The sequence below is a fragment of the Mangrovibacter phragmitis genome (assembly GCF_001655675.1).
In the GTDB taxonomy this organism is placed as follows: Bacteria; Pseudomonadota; Gammaproteobacteria; order Enterobacterales; family Enterobacteriaceae; genus Mangrovibacter; species Mangrovibacter phragmitis.
In genome coordinates, this window is sequence record NZ_LYRP01000001.1 from 603916 (window position 1) to 624142 (window position 20227).

16 protein-coding genes and 3 tRNA genes are annotated in these 20227 nt (G+C 48.7%); 10 read left to right on the forward strand and 9 right to left on the reverse strand.

Translation table 11 applies throughout. The annotated features are described in order from the left end of the window. Nucleotides 1-9 precede the first annotated feature (9 nt). The 3 genes from fdnG to drpB form a co-directional block, all read right to left on the reverse strand. Nucleotides 10-3060 carry a formate dehydrogenase-N subunit alpha gene (gene fdnG, locus A9B99_RS02770; RefSeq protein WP_074388754.1) on the reverse strand — a complete coding sequence of 1017 codons (3051 nt, stop codon included), beginning with the start codon at nucleotides 3058-3060 and terminating at the stop codon, nucleotides 10-12. Nucleotides 3061-3289: 229 nt separating this feature from the next. Beyond that, nucleotides 3290-3979 (reverse strand): phosphohydrolase, encoded by a 690-nt coding sequence (locus tag A9B99_RS02775; protein ID WP_064594394.1) that lies wholly within the window; start codon nucleotides 3977-3979, stop codon nucleotides 3290-3292. 64 nt (nucleotides 3980-4043) lie between these two features. Beyond that, the gene (gene drpB / locus A9B99_RS02780) at nucleotides 4044-4298 is read right to left on the reverse strand and encodes a cell division protein DrpB (RefSeq protein WP_064594399.1); all 255 of its coding nucleotides are present in this window, start codon (nucleotides 4296-4298) and stop codon (nucleotides 4044-4046) included. Between the two features lie 687 nt (nucleotides 4299-4985). On the opposite strand from drpB, the gene A9B99_RS02790 reads away from it, so the two are divergent. Next, a complete protein-coding gene (locus A9B99_RS02790; protein ID WP_064594405.1) occupies nucleotides 4986-5444 on the forward strand; it encodes an SgcJ/EcaC family oxidoreductase in 459 nt (152 codons plus the stop codon). A 788-nt stretch (nucleotides 5445-6232) separates the two neighbouring features. Here the strand turns inward: A9B99_RS02790 and A9B99_RS02795 are convergent. Then, nucleotides 6233-6322, reverse strand: a tRNA-Ser gene (locus tag A9B99_RS02795). A 95-nt stretch (nucleotides 6323-6417) separates the two neighbouring features. On the opposite strand from A9B99_RS02795, the gene mtfA reads away from it, so the two are divergent. Then, nucleotides 6418-7203 carry a DgsA anti-repressor MtfA gene (mtfA, locus tag A9B99_RS02800; RefSeq protein WP_064594408.1) on the forward strand — a complete coding sequence of 262 codons (786 nt, stop codon included), beginning with the start codon at nucleotides 6418-6420 and terminating at the stop codon, nucleotides 7201-7203. Between the two features lie 100 nt (nucleotides 7204-7303). After that, nucleotides 7304-7379 (forward strand) — tRNA-Asn (locus A9B99_RS02805). 62 nt (nucleotides 7380-7441) lie between these two features. On the opposite strand, the gene A9B99_RS02810 is transcribed toward A9B99_RS02805, so the two are convergent. Beyond that, nucleotides 7442-8338, reverse strand: a complete 897-nt coding sequence (locus A9B99_RS02810) for a LysR substrate-binding domain-containing protein (RefSeq protein WP_064594412.1) — start codon at nucleotides 8336-8338, stop codon at nucleotides 7442-7444. Between the two features lie 171 nt (nucleotides 8339-8509). Here A9B99_RS02810 and A9B99_RS02815 point away from each other — a divergent pair, with 171 nt between their 5' ends. The 3 genes from A9B99_RS02815 (at nucleotide 8510) to A9B99_RS02830 (ending at nucleotide 11487) form a co-directional block, all read left to right on the forward strand. Next, complete coding sequence (locus tag A9B99_RS02815) at nucleotides 8510-9118, forward strand: glutathione S-transferase family protein (RefSeq protein ID WP_064594415.1); 609 nt, start codon at nucleotides 8510-8512, stop codon at nucleotides 9116-9118. A 314-nt stretch (nucleotides 9119-9432) separates the two neighbouring features. Further along, on the forward strand, nucleotides 9433-10425 hold the full coding sequence (locus A9B99_RS02825; protein WP_064595480.1) for a DUF1852 domain-containing protein: 993 nt from the start codon (nucleotides 9433-9435) through the stop codon (nucleotides 10423-10425). 30 nt (nucleotides 10426-10455) lie between these two features. Next, complete coding sequence (locus tag A9B99_RS02830) at nucleotides 10456-11487, forward strand: methionine synthase (RefSeq protein WP_064594422.1); 1032 nt, start codon at nucleotides 10456-10458, stop codon at nucleotides 11485-11487. Between the two features lie 253 nt (nucleotides 11488-11740). On the opposite strand, the gene gss is transcribed toward A9B99_RS02830, so the two are convergent. Next, a complete protein-coding gene (gene gss, locus A9B99_RS02835; protein ID WP_064594425.1) occupies nucleotides 11741-13618 on the reverse strand; it encodes a bifunctional glutathionylspermidine amidase/synthase in 1878 nt (625 codons plus the stop codon). A 377-nt stretch (nucleotides 13619-13995) separates the two neighbouring features. Here gss and A9B99_RS02840 point away from each other — a divergent pair, with 377 nt between their 5' ends. Then, the gene (locus A9B99_RS02840; protein WP_064594428.1) at nucleotides 13996-14781 is read left to right on the forward strand and encodes an acetoin reductase; all 786 of its coding nucleotides are present in this window, start codon (nucleotides 13996-13998) and stop codon (nucleotides 14779-14781) included. A gap of 78 nt (nucleotides 14782-14859) precedes the next feature. On the opposite strand, the gene A9B99_RS02845 is transcribed toward A9B99_RS02840, so the two are convergent. Together A9B99_RS02845 and nac are read right to left on the reverse strand one after the other, a co-directional pair. Continuing rightward, entirely contained in the window at nucleotides 14860-15837 is a 978-nt protein-coding gene (locus A9B99_RS02845) for a chemotaxis protein (RefSeq protein ID WP_064594431.1), read from the reverse strand. A 345-nt stretch (nucleotides 15838-16182) separates the two neighbouring features. Continuing rightward, nucleotides 16183-17100 (reverse strand): nitrogen assimilation transcriptional regulator NAC, encoded by a 918-nt coding sequence (gene nac / locus A9B99_RS02850; RefSeq protein WP_064594434.1) that lies wholly within the window; start codon nucleotides 17098-17100, stop codon nucleotides 16183-16185. A 332-nt stretch (nucleotides 17101-17432) separates the two neighbouring features. Between nac and A9B99_RS02855 the strand changes: the two genes are divergently transcribed. Continuing rightward, nucleotides 17433-17508 (forward strand) — tRNA-Asn (locus tag A9B99_RS02855). A 358-nt stretch (nucleotides 17509-17866) separates the two neighbouring features. On the opposite strand, the gene A9B99_RS02860 is transcribed toward A9B99_RS02855, so the two are convergent. Then, nucleotides 17867-18163 (reverse strand): helix-turn-helix domain-containing protein, encoded by a 297-nt coding sequence (locus A9B99_RS02860; RefSeq protein ID WP_064594437.1) that lies wholly within the window; start codon nucleotides 18161-18163, stop codon nucleotides 17867-17869. A 294-nt stretch (nucleotides 18164-18457) separates the two neighbouring features. Between A9B99_RS02860 and A9B99_RS02865 the strand changes: the two genes are divergently transcribed. Further along, nucleotides 18458-19393, forward strand: a complete 936-nt coding sequence (locus A9B99_RS02865) for a nucleoside recognition domain-containing protein (RefSeq protein ID WP_064594440.1) — start codon at nucleotides 18458-18460, stop codon at nucleotides 19391-19393. 59 nt (nucleotides 19394-19452) lie between these two features. After that, nucleotides 19453-20181: a 4'-phosphopantetheinyl transferase family protein gene (locus A9B99_RS02870; RefSeq protein ID WP_064594443.1), complete on the forward strand. Its 729-nt coding sequence runs from the start codon at nucleotides 19453-19455 to the stop codon at nucleotides 20179-20181. Nucleotides 20182-20227 lie beyond the last annotated feature (46 nt).

The following is a 20227-nucleotide window of genomic DNA, read 5'->3' on the forward strand; positions in this document are numbered from 1 at the left end:
TTATCTCCCTTACACCTTTTCCACATTCACGAGAAACGCTTTATATTCCGGCGTTTGTGAATTGGCATCCCCAATGCTGGGTGTCAGGGTATTTGCCAGAAAACCTTTACGGGTAGTGCCTTCGAACCCCCAGTGGCAAGGCACACCAATGGTATCAACTGTTTTGCCATCAATTTTCAGGCGCGGGATACGTTGCGTCACAACCGCTTTAGCTTTGATATAGCCACGTTTTGAGCTCACTTTCACTTCATCGCCCGCAACAATGCCCTTCTCTTTCGCCAGTTCACTGCCAATTTCTACAAACTGCTCTGGCTGAACAATCGCATTAAGCAGCGCATGCTTGGTCCAGTGACGGAACAGTTCGGTAATAGAGTAGCTGGTGGCGACATACGGGAAATCGCTGGCCGTGCCCATCATGGCTTTATCACTGGCGTAAAGGCGCGCCACCGGGCTCCAGGTGACTGCCGGGTGAAGCGGGTTAGCACCAATTGGCGATTCAGTAGGCTCATAATGTTCAGGGAATGGCCCATCGGCGAGTTTATCCAGCCCGAATAAATGCCCCATGCCATCCTGCATCATGATAAATGGCCCGACATTTTTCTCCGGCGCAGCTGTCACCGGGTAATCCGGCACATCCAGTCCCACCCACTTTGTGCCATTCCATTCAATCAGAGCACGTTTCGGGTCCCAGGCTTTACCCTGTGTATCTGCCGATGCACGGTTATACAGAATGCGCCGGTTAAGCGGCCAGGCCCAGGCCCACCCGGCAATTGCGCCAAGGCCGCTTGGGTCGGCATTATCACGCCGCGCCATCTGGTTACCCGCCTGAGTCCAGCTACCACAGTAGATCCAGCAGAAACTGGCCGTTGAGCCATCGTCTCGCAGTTGAGCAAAACTGGCCAACTGTTCACCCTTTTTCAGGCTGGTTTGCGTGGACACATCCTGAATATCCAGAACAGCATAGCCACTGGCCTCACGCGCCACTTCCTCAGGCATTGGGTCGCGTGGGTCATTGTACGCCCAGCGGGTATTCAGTAGTGGTTCTGGCGCAACGCCGCCTTCCTGCTGGTACAGCTCACGCAGGCGCATAAACAAGTGACCAATAATTTTACCGTCGTTCCAGGCTTCGCCAGGAGGCTGTGCTGCGGCCCAGTGCCACTGAAGCCAGCGCGAGGAATTAGCAACAGAGCCATTTTCTTCAGCGAAGCAGGAAGAAGGCAAACGGAAAACCTCTGTCTGAATAGAAGCTGAATCAACCGCATTCATTTCGCCCTGGTTTTGCCAGAAGCTGGCGGTTTCAGTGCTTAATGGGTCAATTACGACCATATATTTCAGTTTTGAAAAAGCCCGTTGCGCTTTGTTCTTATCCGGAAATGCAGCCAGTGGGTTAAAACCCTGAACCAGGCAGCCAGTGAATTTCCCTTCCGTCATCATTTCTGCCTGGGTAAGGCAATCGTAGCTTTTATCCCACTTCGGCAGCCAGTCGTATCCCCACTGGTTGCTGGCCTGCGCCGCATCACCAAACATGGCTTTCATAAAGCTGACGAAAAATTTCGGTGTATTACTCCAGTAATTAACCTGGCCTGGCAATAGCGCGTGCGGGGTATTTTCCCCAAGATACTGCTCCAGCGAGATTTGTTTTTCTGATGGCAGTTTCAGGTAACCAGGCAGGCTTTGGGAAAGCAGCCCCAGGTCAGTAAAGCCCTGTACATTGGAATGACCGCGCAACGCATTGATGCCGCCGCCAGGCATACCGATATTCCCCAGCAACAACTGGATCATTGCCGCAGCACGGATAATCTGTGCACCATTAGTATGATGGGTCCAGCCCAGTGCATAAAGAATGGTTGCCGTTCGGTTTGGTACAGCGGTGGTGGCCAGTTGTTCACAAACATGCAGGAAATCTGCCTGTGAGGTACCGCATATGTTTTCGACCATTTCTGGTGTGTAACGTGCGACATGCTGTTTGAGCAGATTAATTACACAGCGCGGATTTTGCAGAGAGTCATCACGTTGCGCCATACCGTTGGCATCAAGCGCGTAGGCCCAACTGGTTTTATCATACTTGTGATGTTTTTCGTCGTAACCACTGAACAGCCCGTCGTTAAACGAGTAGTCGTCACGAACCAGCAATGCCGCATTGGTAAAGGCTTTCACATAGTCATGATGAATAGCGTCATGACTGAGCAGATAGTTAATCACCCCAAGCAAGAACGCCGCATCCGAACCTGCGCGAATTGGCGCGTAGCGGTCGGCAACAGACGCACTACGGTTAAAGCGTGGGTCCACCACCAGCAAGGTGGCTTTATTATGATTCTTCGCCTCGACAACCCATTTGAAACCAACCGGATGCGCTTCTGCCGGGTTACCCCCCATCACTAATACCACATTGGCGTTTTTGATATCGTTCCAGTTATTGGTCATGGCTCCACGACCAAAGCTGGGTGCTAATGCCGCTACAGTGGGCCCATGGCACAAACGTGCCTGGTTTTCCACGGCCAGCATACCCAGAGCCCGTGAGAACTTTTGGTCCAGAACCCCGGTTTCATTACTGGCGGCTGAAGAACAAAACATGGCGGTGGTGAGCCAGCGGTTAACTGTCACACCTGCACTGTTTGTTACCTGGAAATTTGCATCGCGGTCCGCCTTCATCAGGCGTGCAATGCGATCGATTGCGTCTTCCCAACTAATACGTTGCCAGGTGTTGCTGCCTGGTGCGCGGTATTCCGGGTATTTGAGCCGTTGTTCACTATGAATATAATCCACCACCCCGGCACCTTTCGGGCACAGCGAGCCGCGGCTAACCGGGTGGTCAGGGTCACCCTCAACATGGAATATTGAGGAGGTGGCATTTTTCGCACCATCACCCAGACTGTAAATCAGCATGCCACAACCTACTGAACAGTAGGTGCAGTTGTTGCGGGTTTCTTTGGCACGAATCAATTTATATTCACGGGTGCTGGCATGTGCAGTAATGGGTGTAAACCCCAGTGCAGCAAGAGTGGTGCCAGCCATTCCCCCGGCACAGACTTTAAAAAATCCCCTGCGATTGACTTGCATCCTTTTACCCACATTATTTTTATTGATTAACGTGGGGATACAGTATCAGCCAGTAGAAAATGTAAATTGATTGTAATCAAATTACGTAAAAAAATTTTCTACTGTTACCGAACCTGATGAAATATTAATCAATGTATTATGCCCTTAACATAAATTACGCTATGAGGATCAGGAAACGGAGGTCAGGCGTTCTGCCAGGAACAGCCTGACCGTTATATTACGCAGAAAACTAACAGGCAAACTGCTGGCGAATGTGCTCATCAACGCCGAGCAGTTCCCCATTCAGTTCAGCACATAATTTTGCCATGTAATCAACCAGGAAGTTTGCATTATGACGTGCCAGGCTGCGCCCGGTTTCTGTTTGCATTTTTGCCGGAAGGGCGAGAAGTTTTTTGCGGAAATGGTCCAGTGCAAAACGGGTATCATCCAGTTCGCGGGTTTCAGCCATTGGGTCTTCTGCATCGAATAAAGGCCGCCCCAGCGCACCAGATACATAGAAAACCCGGGCCAGCCCAATAGCCCCCAGGGATTCAAGCCGGTCTGCATCCTGCACAATTTTTGCTTCTGTTGTTTCAGGCACAATCCCGGCACTGAAACTGTGCGCGGCTATCGCATGAGCGACGGCATCATAACTCTCCGCCGGAAAGGCCGGAAAATGGGTCGCCAGAATGTGCCGGGTTTTATCGGCAGCCATTCTGGAAGCAAGGTGGCGTTCCGGGTGATTTTTAGGCAAATTAACCACATCATGAAAATAACATGCGGTTAACACAACCAGTGCGTCCCCGCCGTGGTGGCGCAACATCTTTTGTGCCGTAAACCAGACCCGGCGGAAATGCGATAAATCATGAGCGGCATCATCCTGAGGCCCATGCTGCGACAACCATTGTTCAAACTGTAACTGCCAGTCTTGTAATAACATTTACGCTCCAGAGCTGCACATGTGGCTATACGTTGCCAGCCAATGATGACACTAAAGTGACATTCTAGCGGTGACTGACAGGCCGGGTATACCAAACAACAGCCCCCAGTATCAGGGCAATAGCACCCAATACCATTCCCCCAGCCAGGGCGTCCAGTAATTTGTCGGAAAATGTACCATGGACATTACCAGGAACAGGTTGCACAGCACTGACTACCCAGAAATAACGCAAAATAGCCCACAGGGCATAAAGGCAAAAAATCCAGAAAGCAAATAACGCCAGTTTGCCGCCCAGGTCGCGGCGCGGTTTATCATCCATAACAGTATGTTTCTCATGCAAAATTATCAGTCAGCAGCCGGTTGCCGCTCAATGTGATTTATATCACATTTTATGTTCAGTGAAGCCGGTTTCTTCCCTTCTGGTAAAGAAACCGGATTTTTCTGTGCTTCCGTTTTTCCATTCCTCCTGCGTTAAACCATAAAATGTCGAAATATTACAGACAGCATCCATTTTTTATTCATCATTTGAGTTCCAGGCATGATTTCATGCTGCAACCACTTCATTAAACGGAATAAATATTATTTTTGCATTTTGTGCTTTACAGATACTGTTCACATAAACATTTTCATGGAATAATCAATTCGTTATTGCCTTTTTATTCCACTGTATATTCCTGACGATTCAACTCCGCTTCAGGTCTACTGGCTCAGCAGGTGGCTCGATTACCACAGGGTGAGTATTACCTGGGCAAGTTGTATCCGTCAGGTGATTGTGATTACGCCAGCTGGCGGGCCTGCGCATATACTGGCAGGCTGATTGTTTGTTTATTTTTTATAATGTTTTCGTTTAGTGCCCCACACCAAATTTACCTGCTGCAAACAGCCTGCAAAAAATCCTGACAATAAAAAATACAGTTACGCAAATTTAAACATGCGTAAAAACAGTATATTCCCTGACCAATATTCTTTAATCTCCTGCATGCTTATTATATGGAGAGCAAAATAAATGATTTTACGCACTGGAATTGCTTTGTTTGGTGTAGTTGCTTCAATGACTGGTATTGCAGCAGAAAAAGTCGCATGCACTGATACCGATATCCCGCAGATAGAAGCGCGTTTTACTGCCTGGAATAACGCATTACAAACCGGTGATGCCCAACAAGTTGCGGCATTGTATACTGACGATGCCGTCTTGTTGCCAACGGTCTCCAACCAGGTACGCCTCACTAATGATCAGCGAATAGATTATTTTGAACATTTTTTGGAAAAAAAACCGGTTGGGGAAATCAACCAACGTACTGTACGCCTCGGTTGTAATACGGCAATAGACAGCGGTATTTATACTTTTACCTTTAGTGATAACACGAAAATTCAGGCACGGTATACATTCACCTACGACTACGTTGATAACCAGTGGTTGATTTCCTCTCACCACTCATCCGCCATGCCCGAAGGGCAGTCCTGAGCAATGTTGCCTGGTCTGGCATAATTCGGTTTCCCACCAGGTAAGGCGTTACGGGCACACATTTGTGCCCGTTATTATTCAATAGCGTTAATAGTTGGCTGGCAGAGTAATACCCGGGTTGGTTGAGGTGCACTGCAATACACAATGCCATACCGGCGAAACGCATAAGTTTATATAATGCGGCTTAACAAAATACCTTTCCGTGCTCTCATTTCGGTAAAATGAACAGAACAGATCCTCTGCGATAATATCGGGAGTACCGGCTCTTTCATTCCTGCCTTCCCTGCATAACAGTTTACTTAAAAAGCAACTTTATCCTGAAACTGTGCTGTTTCTATTCCTCTCAGTAAATATTTGTTACCTGAATTTCCCTGCAAAGTGATAAAAACGGATTATCATCTGTTACTTCGTTGCACAGCACCAGCCAGGTGATGTCCATTTTCTGAGCGTTGCCTCCCGGGCGGCAAAGTACACACCAGCAATAGCGTGAGGTGTGAAGTAGATCAAAGGCCAGACAATCGCCCTTACACAGCGATTGATATTTGCCACAAATCAGGGGATAACGACCCGTGGCTCTGGGCTGCGTCAGTGAGATGAGGCAAAAGAACAGCAACAACGACACACAATGGGCAATATAGGGAATGTGACCGTAAATCCAGTCTGGCAGGTATTGAATGAGAATAGCAGGCTTTACTTATGCACCGGTAAATTACGGTTTCGCATTTTCTCAACAGATTATCTTAGCGGGACTTTTTTCACTGAATAATGCAGAGTAACTGTTTGAATACTGGCGGAGAGAGAGGGATTTGAACCCTCGGAGGGGTTACCCCCTCAACGGTTTTCGAGACCGTCCCGTTCAGCCGCTCCGGCACCTCTCCGCGTCAATGGTTGCCATGATGCACCGGTTTTTGGCATTTTAACAGTCCCCGCTCTCCGCTTTACGTTTAACTGACGAGATTGCGAGCAAATAACGATGATTAAATGGCCATGGCAAGAAAGCGATACATCACAGGTACTTTCTCCCTTGTGGGAAAACGCACTGGCAATCCCGGTACTTGCCCCGTTGAATCCAGAAGAACAACAAAAACTGGTGCGCCTTGCCAGCCGCTTTTTGCAGCATAAACGCCTGGTGCCTTTACAGGGGCTTGAATTAAGTGAAGAAAACAGCGCCCGTATCGCCCTACTGTTCTGCCTGCCAGTACTGGAGCTGGGGTTTGAATGGCTTGATGGTTTTCATGAGGTACTCATTTACCCCGATCCTTTCGTTGTCGATGATGAATGGATTGATGACTTTGGTCTGGTTCACCACCAGCATATAGTGCAGTCTGGCCAGAGCTGGCAACAGGGGCCGGTGGTTCTCAACTGGCTCGATGTTCAGGATTCTTTTGATGCATCTGGCTTCAACCTTATTTTTCATGAAGTGGCACACAAACTGGATGGCAGAAACAATGGGGTAACCAACGGTGTGCCGATGATAGCGTTACGTGATGTTGTCGGTTGGGAACATGATTTGAATGCCGCCATGGCAACCATCCAGGAAGAAATTGATTTGGTGGGTGAAAGTGCTGCCAGTATTGATGCATGGGCTGCCGCCGACCCTGCTGAATGTTTTGCTGTTTTAACAGAGTATTTTTTCAGTGCACCAGACCTGTTTGCGACCCGGTTTCCATCACTTTGGCAGCGTTTCTGCCAGTTTTACCGCCAGGACCCGCAAAAGCGGCTTCAATCCGGTAGCGGCCCCCATTATCCCGTGCAATAAATATGCAAAACGATTGTTAATTAATCAATTGAATCAGTGAGTTAATCGGGGTGTTGACACATAACTACGGGCTCAGTATTATGCGCCCCGTTCACACGATTCCTCTGTAGTTCAGTCGGTAGAACGGCGGACTGTTAATCCGTATGTCACTGGTTCGAGTCCAGTCAGAGGAGCCAAATTTAAGAAGCCCGCTTAAGGAAACTTAAGCGGGCTTTTTGTTTTTTTATTAACCATTACTTTATACAGCCCCAGTCAGCAAACGCCAGGCAGCCACTTCTTCATCTATCCACCCCATAAAGAGAGCCGCCTCAGGCTTCATCCTGGTTAACTGAGGTGTCACCATCCAGTAAGGCCAGGGATACGGTGCGGTAAAAGGAGTCAGCTGAACCAGTTCACCACGAGTGATGGCATCCTGAACCAGAGAGCGTCGTTCCAGCGCAATACCTTTGCCGAGCCTGACAGACTCGAGGACTAAGTTTGAGTCGTTAATGCATAAACCGCCTGGTACAATATCTTTTTCAAGCCCTGCATTGAAACACCATGTTTTCCACGACTCCATGGAGAATATTATTTGGCTCTTAGCCACCTCAGTCGGCGTCTTTGGAAGGACGCCGCCGTTATAACCGGGCGCCGCAACAACAATCAGTTCATCTGAAAAAAGATAATGGCAGTCACTTCCTTCCCAGTTTCCTTTCCCCATCCGTATCGCAATATCTATCCCTTCCTGCTGCATGTTGGTGATGGTCAGGCTGGCCTGGATCCGTAACGTGATATGCGGATATTTTACCCGAAACCGTTCCAGACGCGGCAATAACCAGTGGCACCCAAAAGACGGCACCACCGCCAGCGTCAATTCTTGTATTCTTGGTTTCACCTGCACTAAACGGGTGGCATCTGCAATATGGTTTAGCGCATCGCGAACCTGTAAGGCATAGAGCCGCCCTTCTTCGGTGATCTGCACCCCTCGCCCATGACGGATAAACAGATTCACACCCACCATTTCTTCCAGCACTTTAATCTGCTGACTGATGGCGGAATGGGTCACATGGAGCGCTTTCGCCGCAAGCGTTACGCTACCAAGACGAGCGACGGCTTCAAAACTACGCAAACTTGCGATAGGTGGAAAATCCGACATGAAACTACTCCCTCAATATACTTAATCTTATAAACGGCAACCGGCCAATATGTCAGTAATACTAACCTGGGCCGTAAGATACTGATGATATTCGTCATAACGAATTTATTGTAATGTCTGTTTATCGTTTTCAATGAAGCGTTCTTTCACACAGACAGGAAAACAGGAATCATGATAAAACTGATTGGCATGATGGATTCTCCTTATGTACGGCGCGTGGCGGTCTCTCTGGAACTTTACGGCGTAGCGTTTGAAAGCCTGCCGCTGTCGGTATTTAGTACATTTGAGGAATTTTCCCGGATCAACCCTGCGGTAAAAGCGCCAACGCTGATTCTGGATAATGGAACTCGTCTGATGGATTCATCGCTGATACTGAATTATTTTGAGGCTCAGGCCACCCCCGAACTGAGACTCCTGCCCGTAGCGCCGGATGCGCTGGCAAACGATCTCCAGACTCTGGGCTTTATCCTCGCCGCCGCCGAAAAAGCCGTACAAAATGTGTATGAACACAACCTGCGCCCGGCGGAGAAGCAGCATAATCCGTGGATAGAACGTATCACCCTCCAGCTGCTGGCCGCCTGCCGGGAATGGAACGCGCTGCTGGAAACGCGTCCAGAAAACACGGTGGCCGATCAGGTTGCGGTCACCAGTACGGTTATCTGGACATTTATTCAGTCCATGATCCCTCACGTCGTTAACGCCGGTGATTTTAAAAATATTCAGGCAGTTGCCAGCGTTTTCGAAAACCAGGCGGCATTTAAGAAATACCCTTTTAGTTAACACTTCATTTGATGTGTTATGGGGCTTTGCAGCCCCATTTTTTAGGCCAGAAGCGACAAACCTGTGTGTATGGTCTGGTGACATTTGCCCGAGTGCGCTGTTATGTTACAACGTCTCTCCTGGCTCAGCCCCCAGCCACCCTTATGGCCGATGCCACGATGGCACTGCCCTGTATGGCGCACACCCGCCCCGTAACGCCAGCCACCACTCGCCATGAAGATAGTTCATGTTGGCGTGAAATTAACTCTCTTTCTCTCGTTCACCTGCTCTGGCATAACTATGCCTATTAACTTATTGATAACATGATGACCGCGATGAATAAAGAATTCACCTTTAAGATTAAAAGCAGTCGCTTTGACGAAAATTACAATCCGTCAGAAAACACGCGTATTACCACCAACTTTGCCAATCTGGCTCGCGGGAATAACCGCCAACAGAACTTGCGCAATACGCTGGTGATGATTAACAACCGTTTTAATAACCTGGCGTATTGGGATAACCCTAAAAGTTGTCGTTATTCTGTGGAGCTGGAAATTATTTCAGTTGAGATGGCTATTCCGGATACCACCACCACTTTCCCGGTAATTGAGATTTTGAAAACAACGATTGTTGATAAAAAAACCGGGCAGCGCATTGACGGTATTGTGGGCAATAACTTCTCTTCTTACGTAAGGGATTATGACTTCAGTGTATTACTGCCAGAGCATAATAAGCACCATGCTAATTTCAGTATTCCGGAGCACTTTGGTGAGTTACACGGACAGATATTCAAACATTTTGTTAATTCCAGTACATACCGGGAAACGTTCAAAAAAACGCCGGTAATTTGCCTCAGTGTTTCAAGCAAAGACACCTATCAGCGCACCGGAAACCAGCATCCGGTTCTGGGTATTGAATACCGGCCAGGCAGCACATCGTTAACTGAGAAGTACTTTGCAAAGATGGGATTACAGGTGCGCTACTTTATGCCGAACAATAGTGTCGCCCCGCTGGCGTTTTATTTTTCCGGTGACTTACTCAGGGATTACACAGACCTGGAGCTTATCAGCACCATCAGCACGATGGAGACGTTCCAGAAAATTTACCGGCCTGAGATCTATAACGCCAACTCAGCCGCCGGGCATTATTACCAGCCTAACCTCAGTCACCAGGATCATTCACTCACCACTATTGTTTATGACCGTGAAGAGCGCACGCAACTGGCGATTGAACAGGGTAAATTTACTGAAACATATTTCATTAAACCCTACCAGAATATTCTTGCGCAGTGGTCTGCCAGCTATGAAATTTCTAACTGTTTAATTTAATTAACGAAGAATAAAAGGTTCACTATTATTATGAAAAAATTGCTACCCACCTCCACGGCTGGCAGTTTGCCCAAACCGTCCTGGCTCGCGCAACCAGAAACCTTGTGGTCGCCCTGGAAACTGCATAACGGCGAGCTGGCTGAGGGGAAAAAAGATGCCCTGAGTCTGGCACTGTATGATCAACTGCGGGCAGGGATTGATATTGTCAGCGACGGCGAACAAACCCGCCAGCACTTTGTCACCACATTTATTGAACACCTCAGTGGTGTGGATTTTGAAAAACGTGAAACGGTCAGAATTCGTAACCGCTATGATGCCAGCGTTCCCACTGTCGTGAGTGCCGTAGAGCGCCAAAAACCGGTGTTTGTTGAAGATGCCAAATTCTTACGCCAGCTCACCAGGCAGCCAATAAAGTGGGCCCTGCCAGGGCCGATGACCATGATAGACACACTGTATGACAACCATTACAAGAGCCGTGAAAAACTGGCCTGGGAATTTGCCAAAATTCTCAACCAGGAAGCCAAAGAGTTAGAAGCGGCAGGTGTCGACATTATCCAGTTTGATGAACCAGCATTTAATGTCTTTTTTGATGAAGTGAATGACTGGGGAATCGCCGCGCTGGAAAGGGCCATTGAGGGGCTTAAATGCGAAACAGCGGTGCATATTTGCTATGGCTATGGTATCAAAGCCAATACTGACTGGAAAAAGACTCTGGGCTCTGAATGGCGACAGTACGAAGAAACATTCCCCAGGTTGCAGTCATCGGGTATCAATATTATCTCCCTGGAATGCCATAACTCCCATGTCCCACTTGATCTGCTTGAACTGATTCGAGGCAAAAAAGTCATGGTAGGCGCCATAGACGTGGCAACCAACGCGATTGAAACACCAGAGGAAGTTGCCAGTACATTGCGTAACGCACTGCAGTTTGTAGATGCCGACAAGTTATACCCGTCAACTAATTGCGGTATGGCTCCGCTATCACGTCAGGTTGCCAGCGGTAAGCTCAATGCGTTAAGTGCAGGGGCGGAGATTGTCCGCCGGGAACTGGCCGACAAATAATTACGCCCACAAAAAAGCCTGCGCAAAGCAGGCTTGAGTCTCATGACAAACCTTATGTCCGCACAGAACGAGAGGATGTAACCCAATAAAAAACCAGGAAAATCAATTTATTGATTTTCGGCTGCTAACTAAAAAGAAGGAAAAACCACGTTTTTTCCTTCTTTTTCATCAATTTTAAGCCTGCACTAAGCAGGCTTTTTACTTCTCGAAGCTTATGTAATTACGCTTTCGTAAGCCAGGTGCCAGTTACCGCTTAATGGCTTTCGTCTTCATGATTACGGGTAACAATCAGCGGTTCAATATCACTCTCTTTTTGAATCACCAGGGTTTCATCTCCGCGCAGGCAGGCTCCGCCATAACTGCCACCAACAGTAAATGTGCACACCTGCAAATAGCGCCCTGAGACTTTCGGCAGGCACCACAATTGCTGGTAGATATTTTTCCGGTCAACAAATTTGCCCTGAGTCTTATCCAGCACTTCATCCTGCCCGCTGATAAGGTCAATATTACTGCCGCAACGGCCTGATATGGGCTTCACCGCATAACCTGTTTTCGCCAGTTCTTCGTTAACGTGAAAATCGGTATCCAGTAAATAGCGGTGGTGAGGGAACAACGACCACAGCACCGGCAAAATCGCTTTGTTGCCCGGGATCACCGTCCATAATGGCTCAAACACCATCACTTCTGGGCGCAACAACACATCTATCAGCCGAACTTCATTTTGTGGGTGGCCGGTACGAATAGGAACCGCGGCATATTCGGTTTCGCTGACCTCTCGTATCTGCTCAATCGCGGTTTCCCATGCCCAGGTTTTCCAGACACAGTTAACCAGGCGCCCTTCATCATCAATCAGTTCCCCGGCACTGTTCCAGCTCAGCGAAGAGAGCCCGCAAACGACCTTGCACTCAAACCCGGCATTTTCCAGCGAGCGCTGCATAAACATCGCATGGTATTTTTCCTCCACGTCATCATCCAGCATGATATGAACAAACGGGCGCGCATCACTGTGTTTCCAGGTGCCGGAAAGTTCATCAAGCAATCCTTCCGCCGGATTATACCCCATGCCCGGATAACCTTTTTTCGCCCATTCGCTGAGGATCAACCCACCTTCGGTGTGGCAAGAAGCCGAATCCGCATTGTATTCATAAACTTTTATTCCCCTCTCATCCATGCAAAAGTCCAGCCGCCCGGTAATCATGTGATGACGGCGTTGTTGCCATGACAGGCGCAAACGGGGCCAAAGAATTTTGGGTATATCAAACAACTCCAGCAAACTGTCGTCTTTAAGCACTTTATCTGTCGCATGCAAGTACATTAAATGCAGTTCATTGGTTGCTTTAATCAGCTCCTGCTCAGCATCTTCGCTAATGGTGAAATAACGGTAGGGATCCTGATTAATGCTGTAACCATTGGCTGCAATGTACGCTTCCTGCAGCGGGTCTTTATCATTAAGCCAGCGGCCATTAAACTGCCCCTGCTCAGAAAGCCTTGCGCCAGTAATCGCCAGTTTTTTTGCGGGAATTTCCGGTTGTGGCAGTGTGCCCTGCGTGTCATCGCTCTGAACCATCCACCCCAAAATGGCGGTGTCATCAAAGGTATCTTTGACTGTGTAGTGGCCGTTTTTAACTTCCAGCACCAGTTCCCGGGTCCATTGCTGGCCTGCCGGTAACGGTGAGTGAATAACATTCTGCTCCGCGATACGCACTTTATTGCCCAGAAGTTGCGTGATGACCGCAACATGGCCGGTGTGTTTAAATTCTCCACCCTTCTGCCAGATAAGCAATGCCCCCGCAACTGGAGGCCGGGTGGCACCATTAGCTACAGCCTGCAATGGTAGCAAATTGTCGTTTACCACCTGGCGCAAAAACCGCAGAGAAAATATCTCATACGCCATGCCCACATCAGTAAATACCACACCATAGTTCAGGAACATAAAACGCCGCGCAAACTCTACGCATTGCCATTTATGCCCCATATATTCGTTTCCGATATAACTACGAAATGCCGCGTCATCCGGAAAACTCTGCGGATCCAGACTGCTGTAATTAGAGGAATAGATAGCAACCCCGCCAGGTGCATACCCTAACAATGTGCCAAATGGCGCATCACACCCGGTTGTTCCTTTACTCATGTGCTGACCTTACATAATACGGCCTGAGTCACTCCCTTTACCCTTCCGTCATGCTCTTCGGCTCAGGCGCTGTCCAGACGGAGAAGTGATTATCATAGCACTGCGCATCTTTTTTCCAAGCCGTGGCCCGGCTACAACACTCGGACATTTTACATGCTTATTTGTATCAGTTTGTCACAGGCCAGTGAGATTAATTCCCCCCACGGGATGAGAGTAAAAACACGGATATTCAATTTATTACAGCCATTTTATGGGCCGGGATTATTTCAGTTCTCATATAACACGTCGAAAAAACCGCACAATTAGGGCAACGCGCGCTGAACAATCACCTATGGTTATTGGAATTGCAGGTTCCATAACCCAAAAGGAGCAGACACATGTCAAAAGGTCTCGATGGTAAAGTGGCCCTGGTAACGGGCGCGGCGCAAGGTATTGGCCGTGGAATTGCACTGCGACTGGCCGAAGAAGGAGTGAACCTTGCGCTGGTTGATCTACAAAAAGAAAAACTGGCACATGTCCTGGACGAAGTCACAGCGAAGGGGGTGCGGGCCACAACATTTGGTGCAGATATCAGTCAACGCGAAGATGTTTATGCCGCCGTTGACCATGCGGTTCAAGAGTTAGGTACGCTTGATGTCATGATTAACAATGCCGGTATCGCCCAGGTTAAACCCATTGCCGATATCATGCCCGGTGATCTGGAAAAAATACTGAACATTAATATTGGCGGCGTGACATGGGGTATTCAGGCGGCTGCAGCAAAATTTAAGGCGTTAGGTAAGAAAGGGAAGATTATTAGTGCATCGTCCATTGCCGGTCATGATGGTTTTGCAATGCTGGGCATGTATTCAGCGACTAAATTTGCCGTTCGCGCCCTTACCCAGGCTGCGGCCAAGGAGTATGCCAGCGCGGGCATTACGGTAAATGCTTATTGCCCGGGGATTGTTGGCACCGATATGTGGGTAGAAATCGATAAACGTTTTTCGGAAATAACAGGGGCACCGGTGGGGGAAACCTACAAAAAATATGTCGAAGGTATTGCTCTCGGCCGCGCGCAAACGCCTGCAGATGTGGCGGCACTGGTGGCATTTCTCTCCAGTGATGATGCCGATTATATTACCGGCCAGGCCATTCTGACCGACGGTGGGATAGTTTACCGCTAATCAACTGACTACAGCCGCTTTTTACTACAAACACAGGCTGCATACGCAGCCTGTTCAGTGCTCATCCCACAAAAAAAGTTAACGCAGATTGGCAGACTTCGTGCCATTCAGTACGTCTTCAATGGCCGAGCTCAGTTCATTGATTTCAAACTTCGCTACATAGCCATCGGCGCCCACTTTGCGGACATGGTCTTCGTTTGCTGAACCCGACAATGATGAGTGAATAATGACCGGAATACGCTTCAGTGACTCTTCTCGTTTGATATTACGGGTCAGCGTAAAGCCATCCATTTCAGGCATTTCAAGGTCCGTCAGGACAAGGCCAATTTTATCACTGATCGGCACGCCTTCTCGCTGAGCTTCATCCATAATTTTCTTAATGCGGTTCCAGGCTTCAAGCCCGGTTACATTAGAAATAAACGGAATCCCCATTGCATTCAGCGCCTGTTCCAGCATGGAACGCGCAACTTTTGAATCCTCAGCAACAATCGCTACCGCACCGGGCTTCAGGTTAAACCGCTTCGCTTCCATGGTATCTTCATGTACTTCACGCGTGGTTGGAATGATGTCACACAGGATCTGTTCTACATCCAGCACCAGTGATAAACGGTTACTTGCCGGGTCAGTATCCAGACGGGCAATACTGGTAATGTAACTGTTGCTCACCCCCGCCTCTGCCGCATGTACCTGGCTCCAGTCAAGGCGCACAATGTCATCCACTGTTTCCACAGCAAATGCCTGAGTACTACGGGCATACTCCGTTATCAATAAAATGTTCAGCCCGGTTTCTGGCTTACAGCCCACAACCGCAGGTAAATCAATAACCGGAATTACCTGACCACGAATATTCACCATTCCCATCATCGGTGGTTGCATACCAGCCGCTTTAGTCAGCACTGGCATGGGCACAATTTCTCGTAACTTAAACACGTTTATGCCAAACAGTTCCGGTGGCTCTCCCGGGCCGGGCACACCCAGGCGAAACAGCAACAACTCGAACTTATTGGATAGTGTGAGGTTTGTTCTTTCCTCAATCTCTTTTTGAAAGTTATCCATGTTTTCCTCAGTGTGGTCGGTGTTGGGTGAGATAACAAAACAACACGAGTGATTGAGACAAAGACGTAACAAATCTCCTCGCCTTCACTTCACGTGCTAACGGCAATTTTGTCCAGTTATCACTCTTTATCGGCAGCCTCCGGCAAAATTACAGTTGTTAATCCACCTTTTTCAATTTTCGTTAAGCTGCACAACATTTTTATTGTTATGCCCTAATTACTCAGCGGAAAACATACCTCTGGCGAGGTAACTGACGGGAGGTGACACACAGAATTGAGGTATTCAGAAATGCAAAACACCGCCCTGGGCGGTGTTTCAACTTAAAGCGCTGCTTATCCCAAAAAATTAGCCTACCAGCATCAGTTCGTTGCTTTCCAGAGACGGGCGGGAGACCAGGGATAACAAAATATCTTTTACTGCCTGAGCCTGAGGCGACAACTGAGCGCGAGCCGACAGGTTTAATGATAAAGGCAGGTTCATTGATGGTGTGGTAATACGGGCCATCCAGCCATTAGATGCACTGACTAAAGAGCGGGCCGCAGACTCAGGCAGGACTGTCACGCCCATACCACTGGCAATAGCCGCAGTCAGAGTAGAAATAGATTCAATTTCACCAATAATTTTGGCAGTCAGGCGGCGCAGTGAAAATGCTTCATCAACCCGCTTACGCACAGCACTGTAATCGCGTGGTAAAAACAGGTTCATTTCTGCAACAGCGGCGAGGTCAACGGTTTGCCCCGGGCACTCACTGGTGCCAACCAGATATAACTCTTCTTTCAATAGCGGCTGGCTGGTAATTCCGGCTGTTGGCGCACGGTCATATAATACAGCCATATCCAGTTGCCCACTGAGCAATTTATCATTCAGTACCGAGCCACTATTTTCATGGAGATAAACCAGCACATCGGGTAATTCGCTACGCACAGCCTGCAACAACGGCATAATAATGGACGACGCTGCTGTACCTGGTGCCAGACCAATGGATACCTGCCCGCTTAAGGTTTGCCCTACATTGTTAACGGCAAGCTGTGCCTGTTCACACTGGCGCAAAATAGTACGAGCATGGGCGTAGAGAATTTTTCCGGCTTCTGTGGGTGTTACTCCACGTTTCGTGCGGATTAACAGTTGCTGATCCAACTCCCCTTCCAGGGTAGCCACCTGCTGGCTTAGCGCTGGTTGCGCAATGTGCAAGACTTCAGCGGCCTGAGTCAGGCTACCAATATCGACGATTTTCACGAAGTACTTCAGTCGTCTTAAATTCATTTTGCCTCCTGTACGGAATGCCCTTGCCATGTCGGCAGCTATCATGTCTCTGAATGTATAGCAATATACTTGCCAGTTTTCTGGAACTCCGCTTTTATGAGCTAACAGGCTGGATAATAAGAGAAACTAATCGACTCCCCCATTATCATTACTAAAACGCGGGAATACCCCTGCCCCATAAGAGACACTTATGCACCATAGCAGTGCGCATGATGCCTGTTTTGGGTAAAAAAAGACCAACTGCTGAAATAGCCAGCAGTTAGTTTTAAAATTGCTTTCCAGGCTTTGACAAGCTGTTACACCCTCGTTATTATGCGCCCCGTTCACACGATTCCTCTGTAGTTCAGTCGGTAGAACGGCGGACTGTTAATCCGTATGTCACTGGTTCGAGTCCAGTCAGAGGAGCCAAATTTGAAGAGCCCGCTCAGGGAAACCTGAGCGGGCTTTTTGTTTTTCATGCAACTCTGCGAATCCTTATGTGATTCTTATTCAATAAGCCAGCGTGAAAAGTCTTCCCGATGCGTTTTCAACTTTCCCTCCGCATCAGTTGAATTTAGTGGTCAGATTTGGGGTCAAGTTGGTTGGATGGCAGAATGCCCTCAAATGTCTCTTAACAACGCGAAAATCCGCAAATTAAAGCCATCCACAAACCCTTCAAAGTTTCCGCTTCTCGCGGCCTGTAGCTTTTAGTTAATCCAGGCGGTTCACGTCTTTGGTATCTCAAACAGATCTGCTACCCATACAACAGAACGCACAGGCTCGTGGTTTACACCACAAAATCGTAGTGCGTGCCGTCTGGCAATTCGATATCCAGGCGCAGTCTGCCACCTGCAGCTTCCACATAACGTTTCAGTGTGGAGAGTTTCAGGTCCCGCCCGGGTTTCTCCATACCGGCAACGGCAGGCTGGCGAATGCCCAGGGCCTGAGCCATTTCCACCTGAGTTTTCTGCACTTTTTCACGCAGTTCTGCCAGGTGGATATTCAGCATAATGTCTGCTGCCTGTGCCTGTGCTACAACGCCCTTTTTCTCTGCAGCAATAATTTGTTCCAGTGTTCTGCCCATCGCATTACTCCTGTGGCTCTGGTTTTCTCAACCAGTCGTTAAATTCACGGTCAGCAAGCGAAACCATCACATCATAAAACCGCTTACCAAATGTTGCCTTATGCCCGGCGCACAGCACAGTTCTGAGTGCACCGAACCACAACCGGACTAATGCCGGGCGTTGTTATACAAATTTTCTTAATGAGTGAATAAATGTGAGGAAGATCACTTTACTGCAGCGTATGCTAGTGCGGCCTCAGACCGGGTACAAAACAACGGCTGGGCAATTTACACCAGAGAGGTCAAGGCCGCGTAATGAATATTATTGAAATAATAATGAGTGCGGGTAAATCCGCAGTGAATGTTTCTCTTTATACTTTACTGCCAATAATGGTTGTTATGCTGGCAATCATGCGGTTTCTTGAAGCCAAAGGCGTGCTGGAAAAAATCGTTAAAGTATTTGGCCCGTTGCTTAAACCGTTTGGGCTTGGTGGCATGAGCCTGTTTGCCATAATCCAGATGAACTTTGTCAGTTTTGCGGCACCCATTGCCACGCTCACCATGATGGATCGCCAGGGCGAATCAGACAGACGCATGGCTGCCACCCTTGCCATGTCTTTTGCTATGGGACAGGCCAATGTGTTTTATCCGTTTATTCCCCAGGGCCTGCACTGGTTACCGGCAATTGGTATTTCAATTTTGGGTGGTCTGGTTGCTGGCGCTGCCACCTGGCATATTTTTGGTCGCCGCCTCTCCTCAGAAAACTTTCGCACTGCCAGCACCAAAAACCGGGTAACACATAAAAAACAAGGTTTGCTTGCCATCATCAATCTTGCTGGCGCAGACGCCATTCGCTTGTCTGCCGGTGCCATTCCCATGCTGATTATTTCCCTGGCAGCAGTCAACATGCTGGAAGCCGTTGGCTTTGTGCATTTACTGGAACATTTATTGTCACCGCTGCTGGCCCTCGCCGGGATCTCCCCGGTATTTATTCTGGCTACACTGGTAAAAACCATGGCAGGCGGGACTGCTTATTTTGGCGTGGCATCAGACTTAATCGCCCAGGGAAAATTTACGGTAAACGAATTAAATGCCTCAGCCGGGTTGCTGGTGCAAACCCTGGACTTACCGGGCATTGGCATTTTCCTGGCCGTCAGTTCGCGCTTTGTTCGCCTGTTCCGCTATGTGCTGCCTGGTGCACTGGTGGGGATCGCGGTGCGTACCTGCCTGCATATCCTTATCTATAGCTGACACCCAACTCCCCAGGGGTTATGGTAAAATCTGTGCCGCCATAACCCACAAGGAAGATGATGTTTGATTTCATGCCCTCTCAACCAGGCCCGGGGTTTATTCACCGGTTTCGTTGCGGCACAGTCAGCCACTGCCCGGAAATAACTGTCTGCCAGGCGTTTTTTGACACCCGTTTGTGGCAGGATGATTTATATTCTGCCTCCGGTATTGTGTTCCCTGCCAGGCTGGTTAACGCAGCCACAAAACGCAAAGCGGAATACTTTGCCGGGCGTTTTTGTTGCCAGCAATTACTGGCAAACCACGGGGTACATACCGCAGTACTGTCTCACCAGGACCGCTCCCCGGCCTGGCCTGCCGGGTTTTGCGGCTCAATTTCGCATACGCAAAACCAGGCCGTGGTTCTGCTGGCGCCAATAAATTCCAGGTTCTCTCCTGGAGTGGATGCCGAAACACTGGCATCACGCATCATGCGGGAAACTGCAGATATGTTTACTTCCCCACAGGAACAGACAAGGCTGCAACACTGCCCACTGGACTGGGAACAGGCGCTGTTAGTCACATTCTCAGCCAAAGAAGCACTGTTTAAATCGTTGTACCCGTTGGTGAAGCGCTACCTGGATTTTGACTGTGCGGAAATAAGTGAACTGGATGTGCGCCGGGGTAGTCTGACATTAACCTTAACCCAGGTGTTGTCTGACTCATTCCCTGCCGGGTACCATTTTTATGGCAAGTGGCAATTCGCGGGCGATGTCGTAACAACGTGCTTTTACCCACAAATACTCCAGTAAAATACTGACAATTTATACAGTATTATGCCAAAATAATGACCTCCGC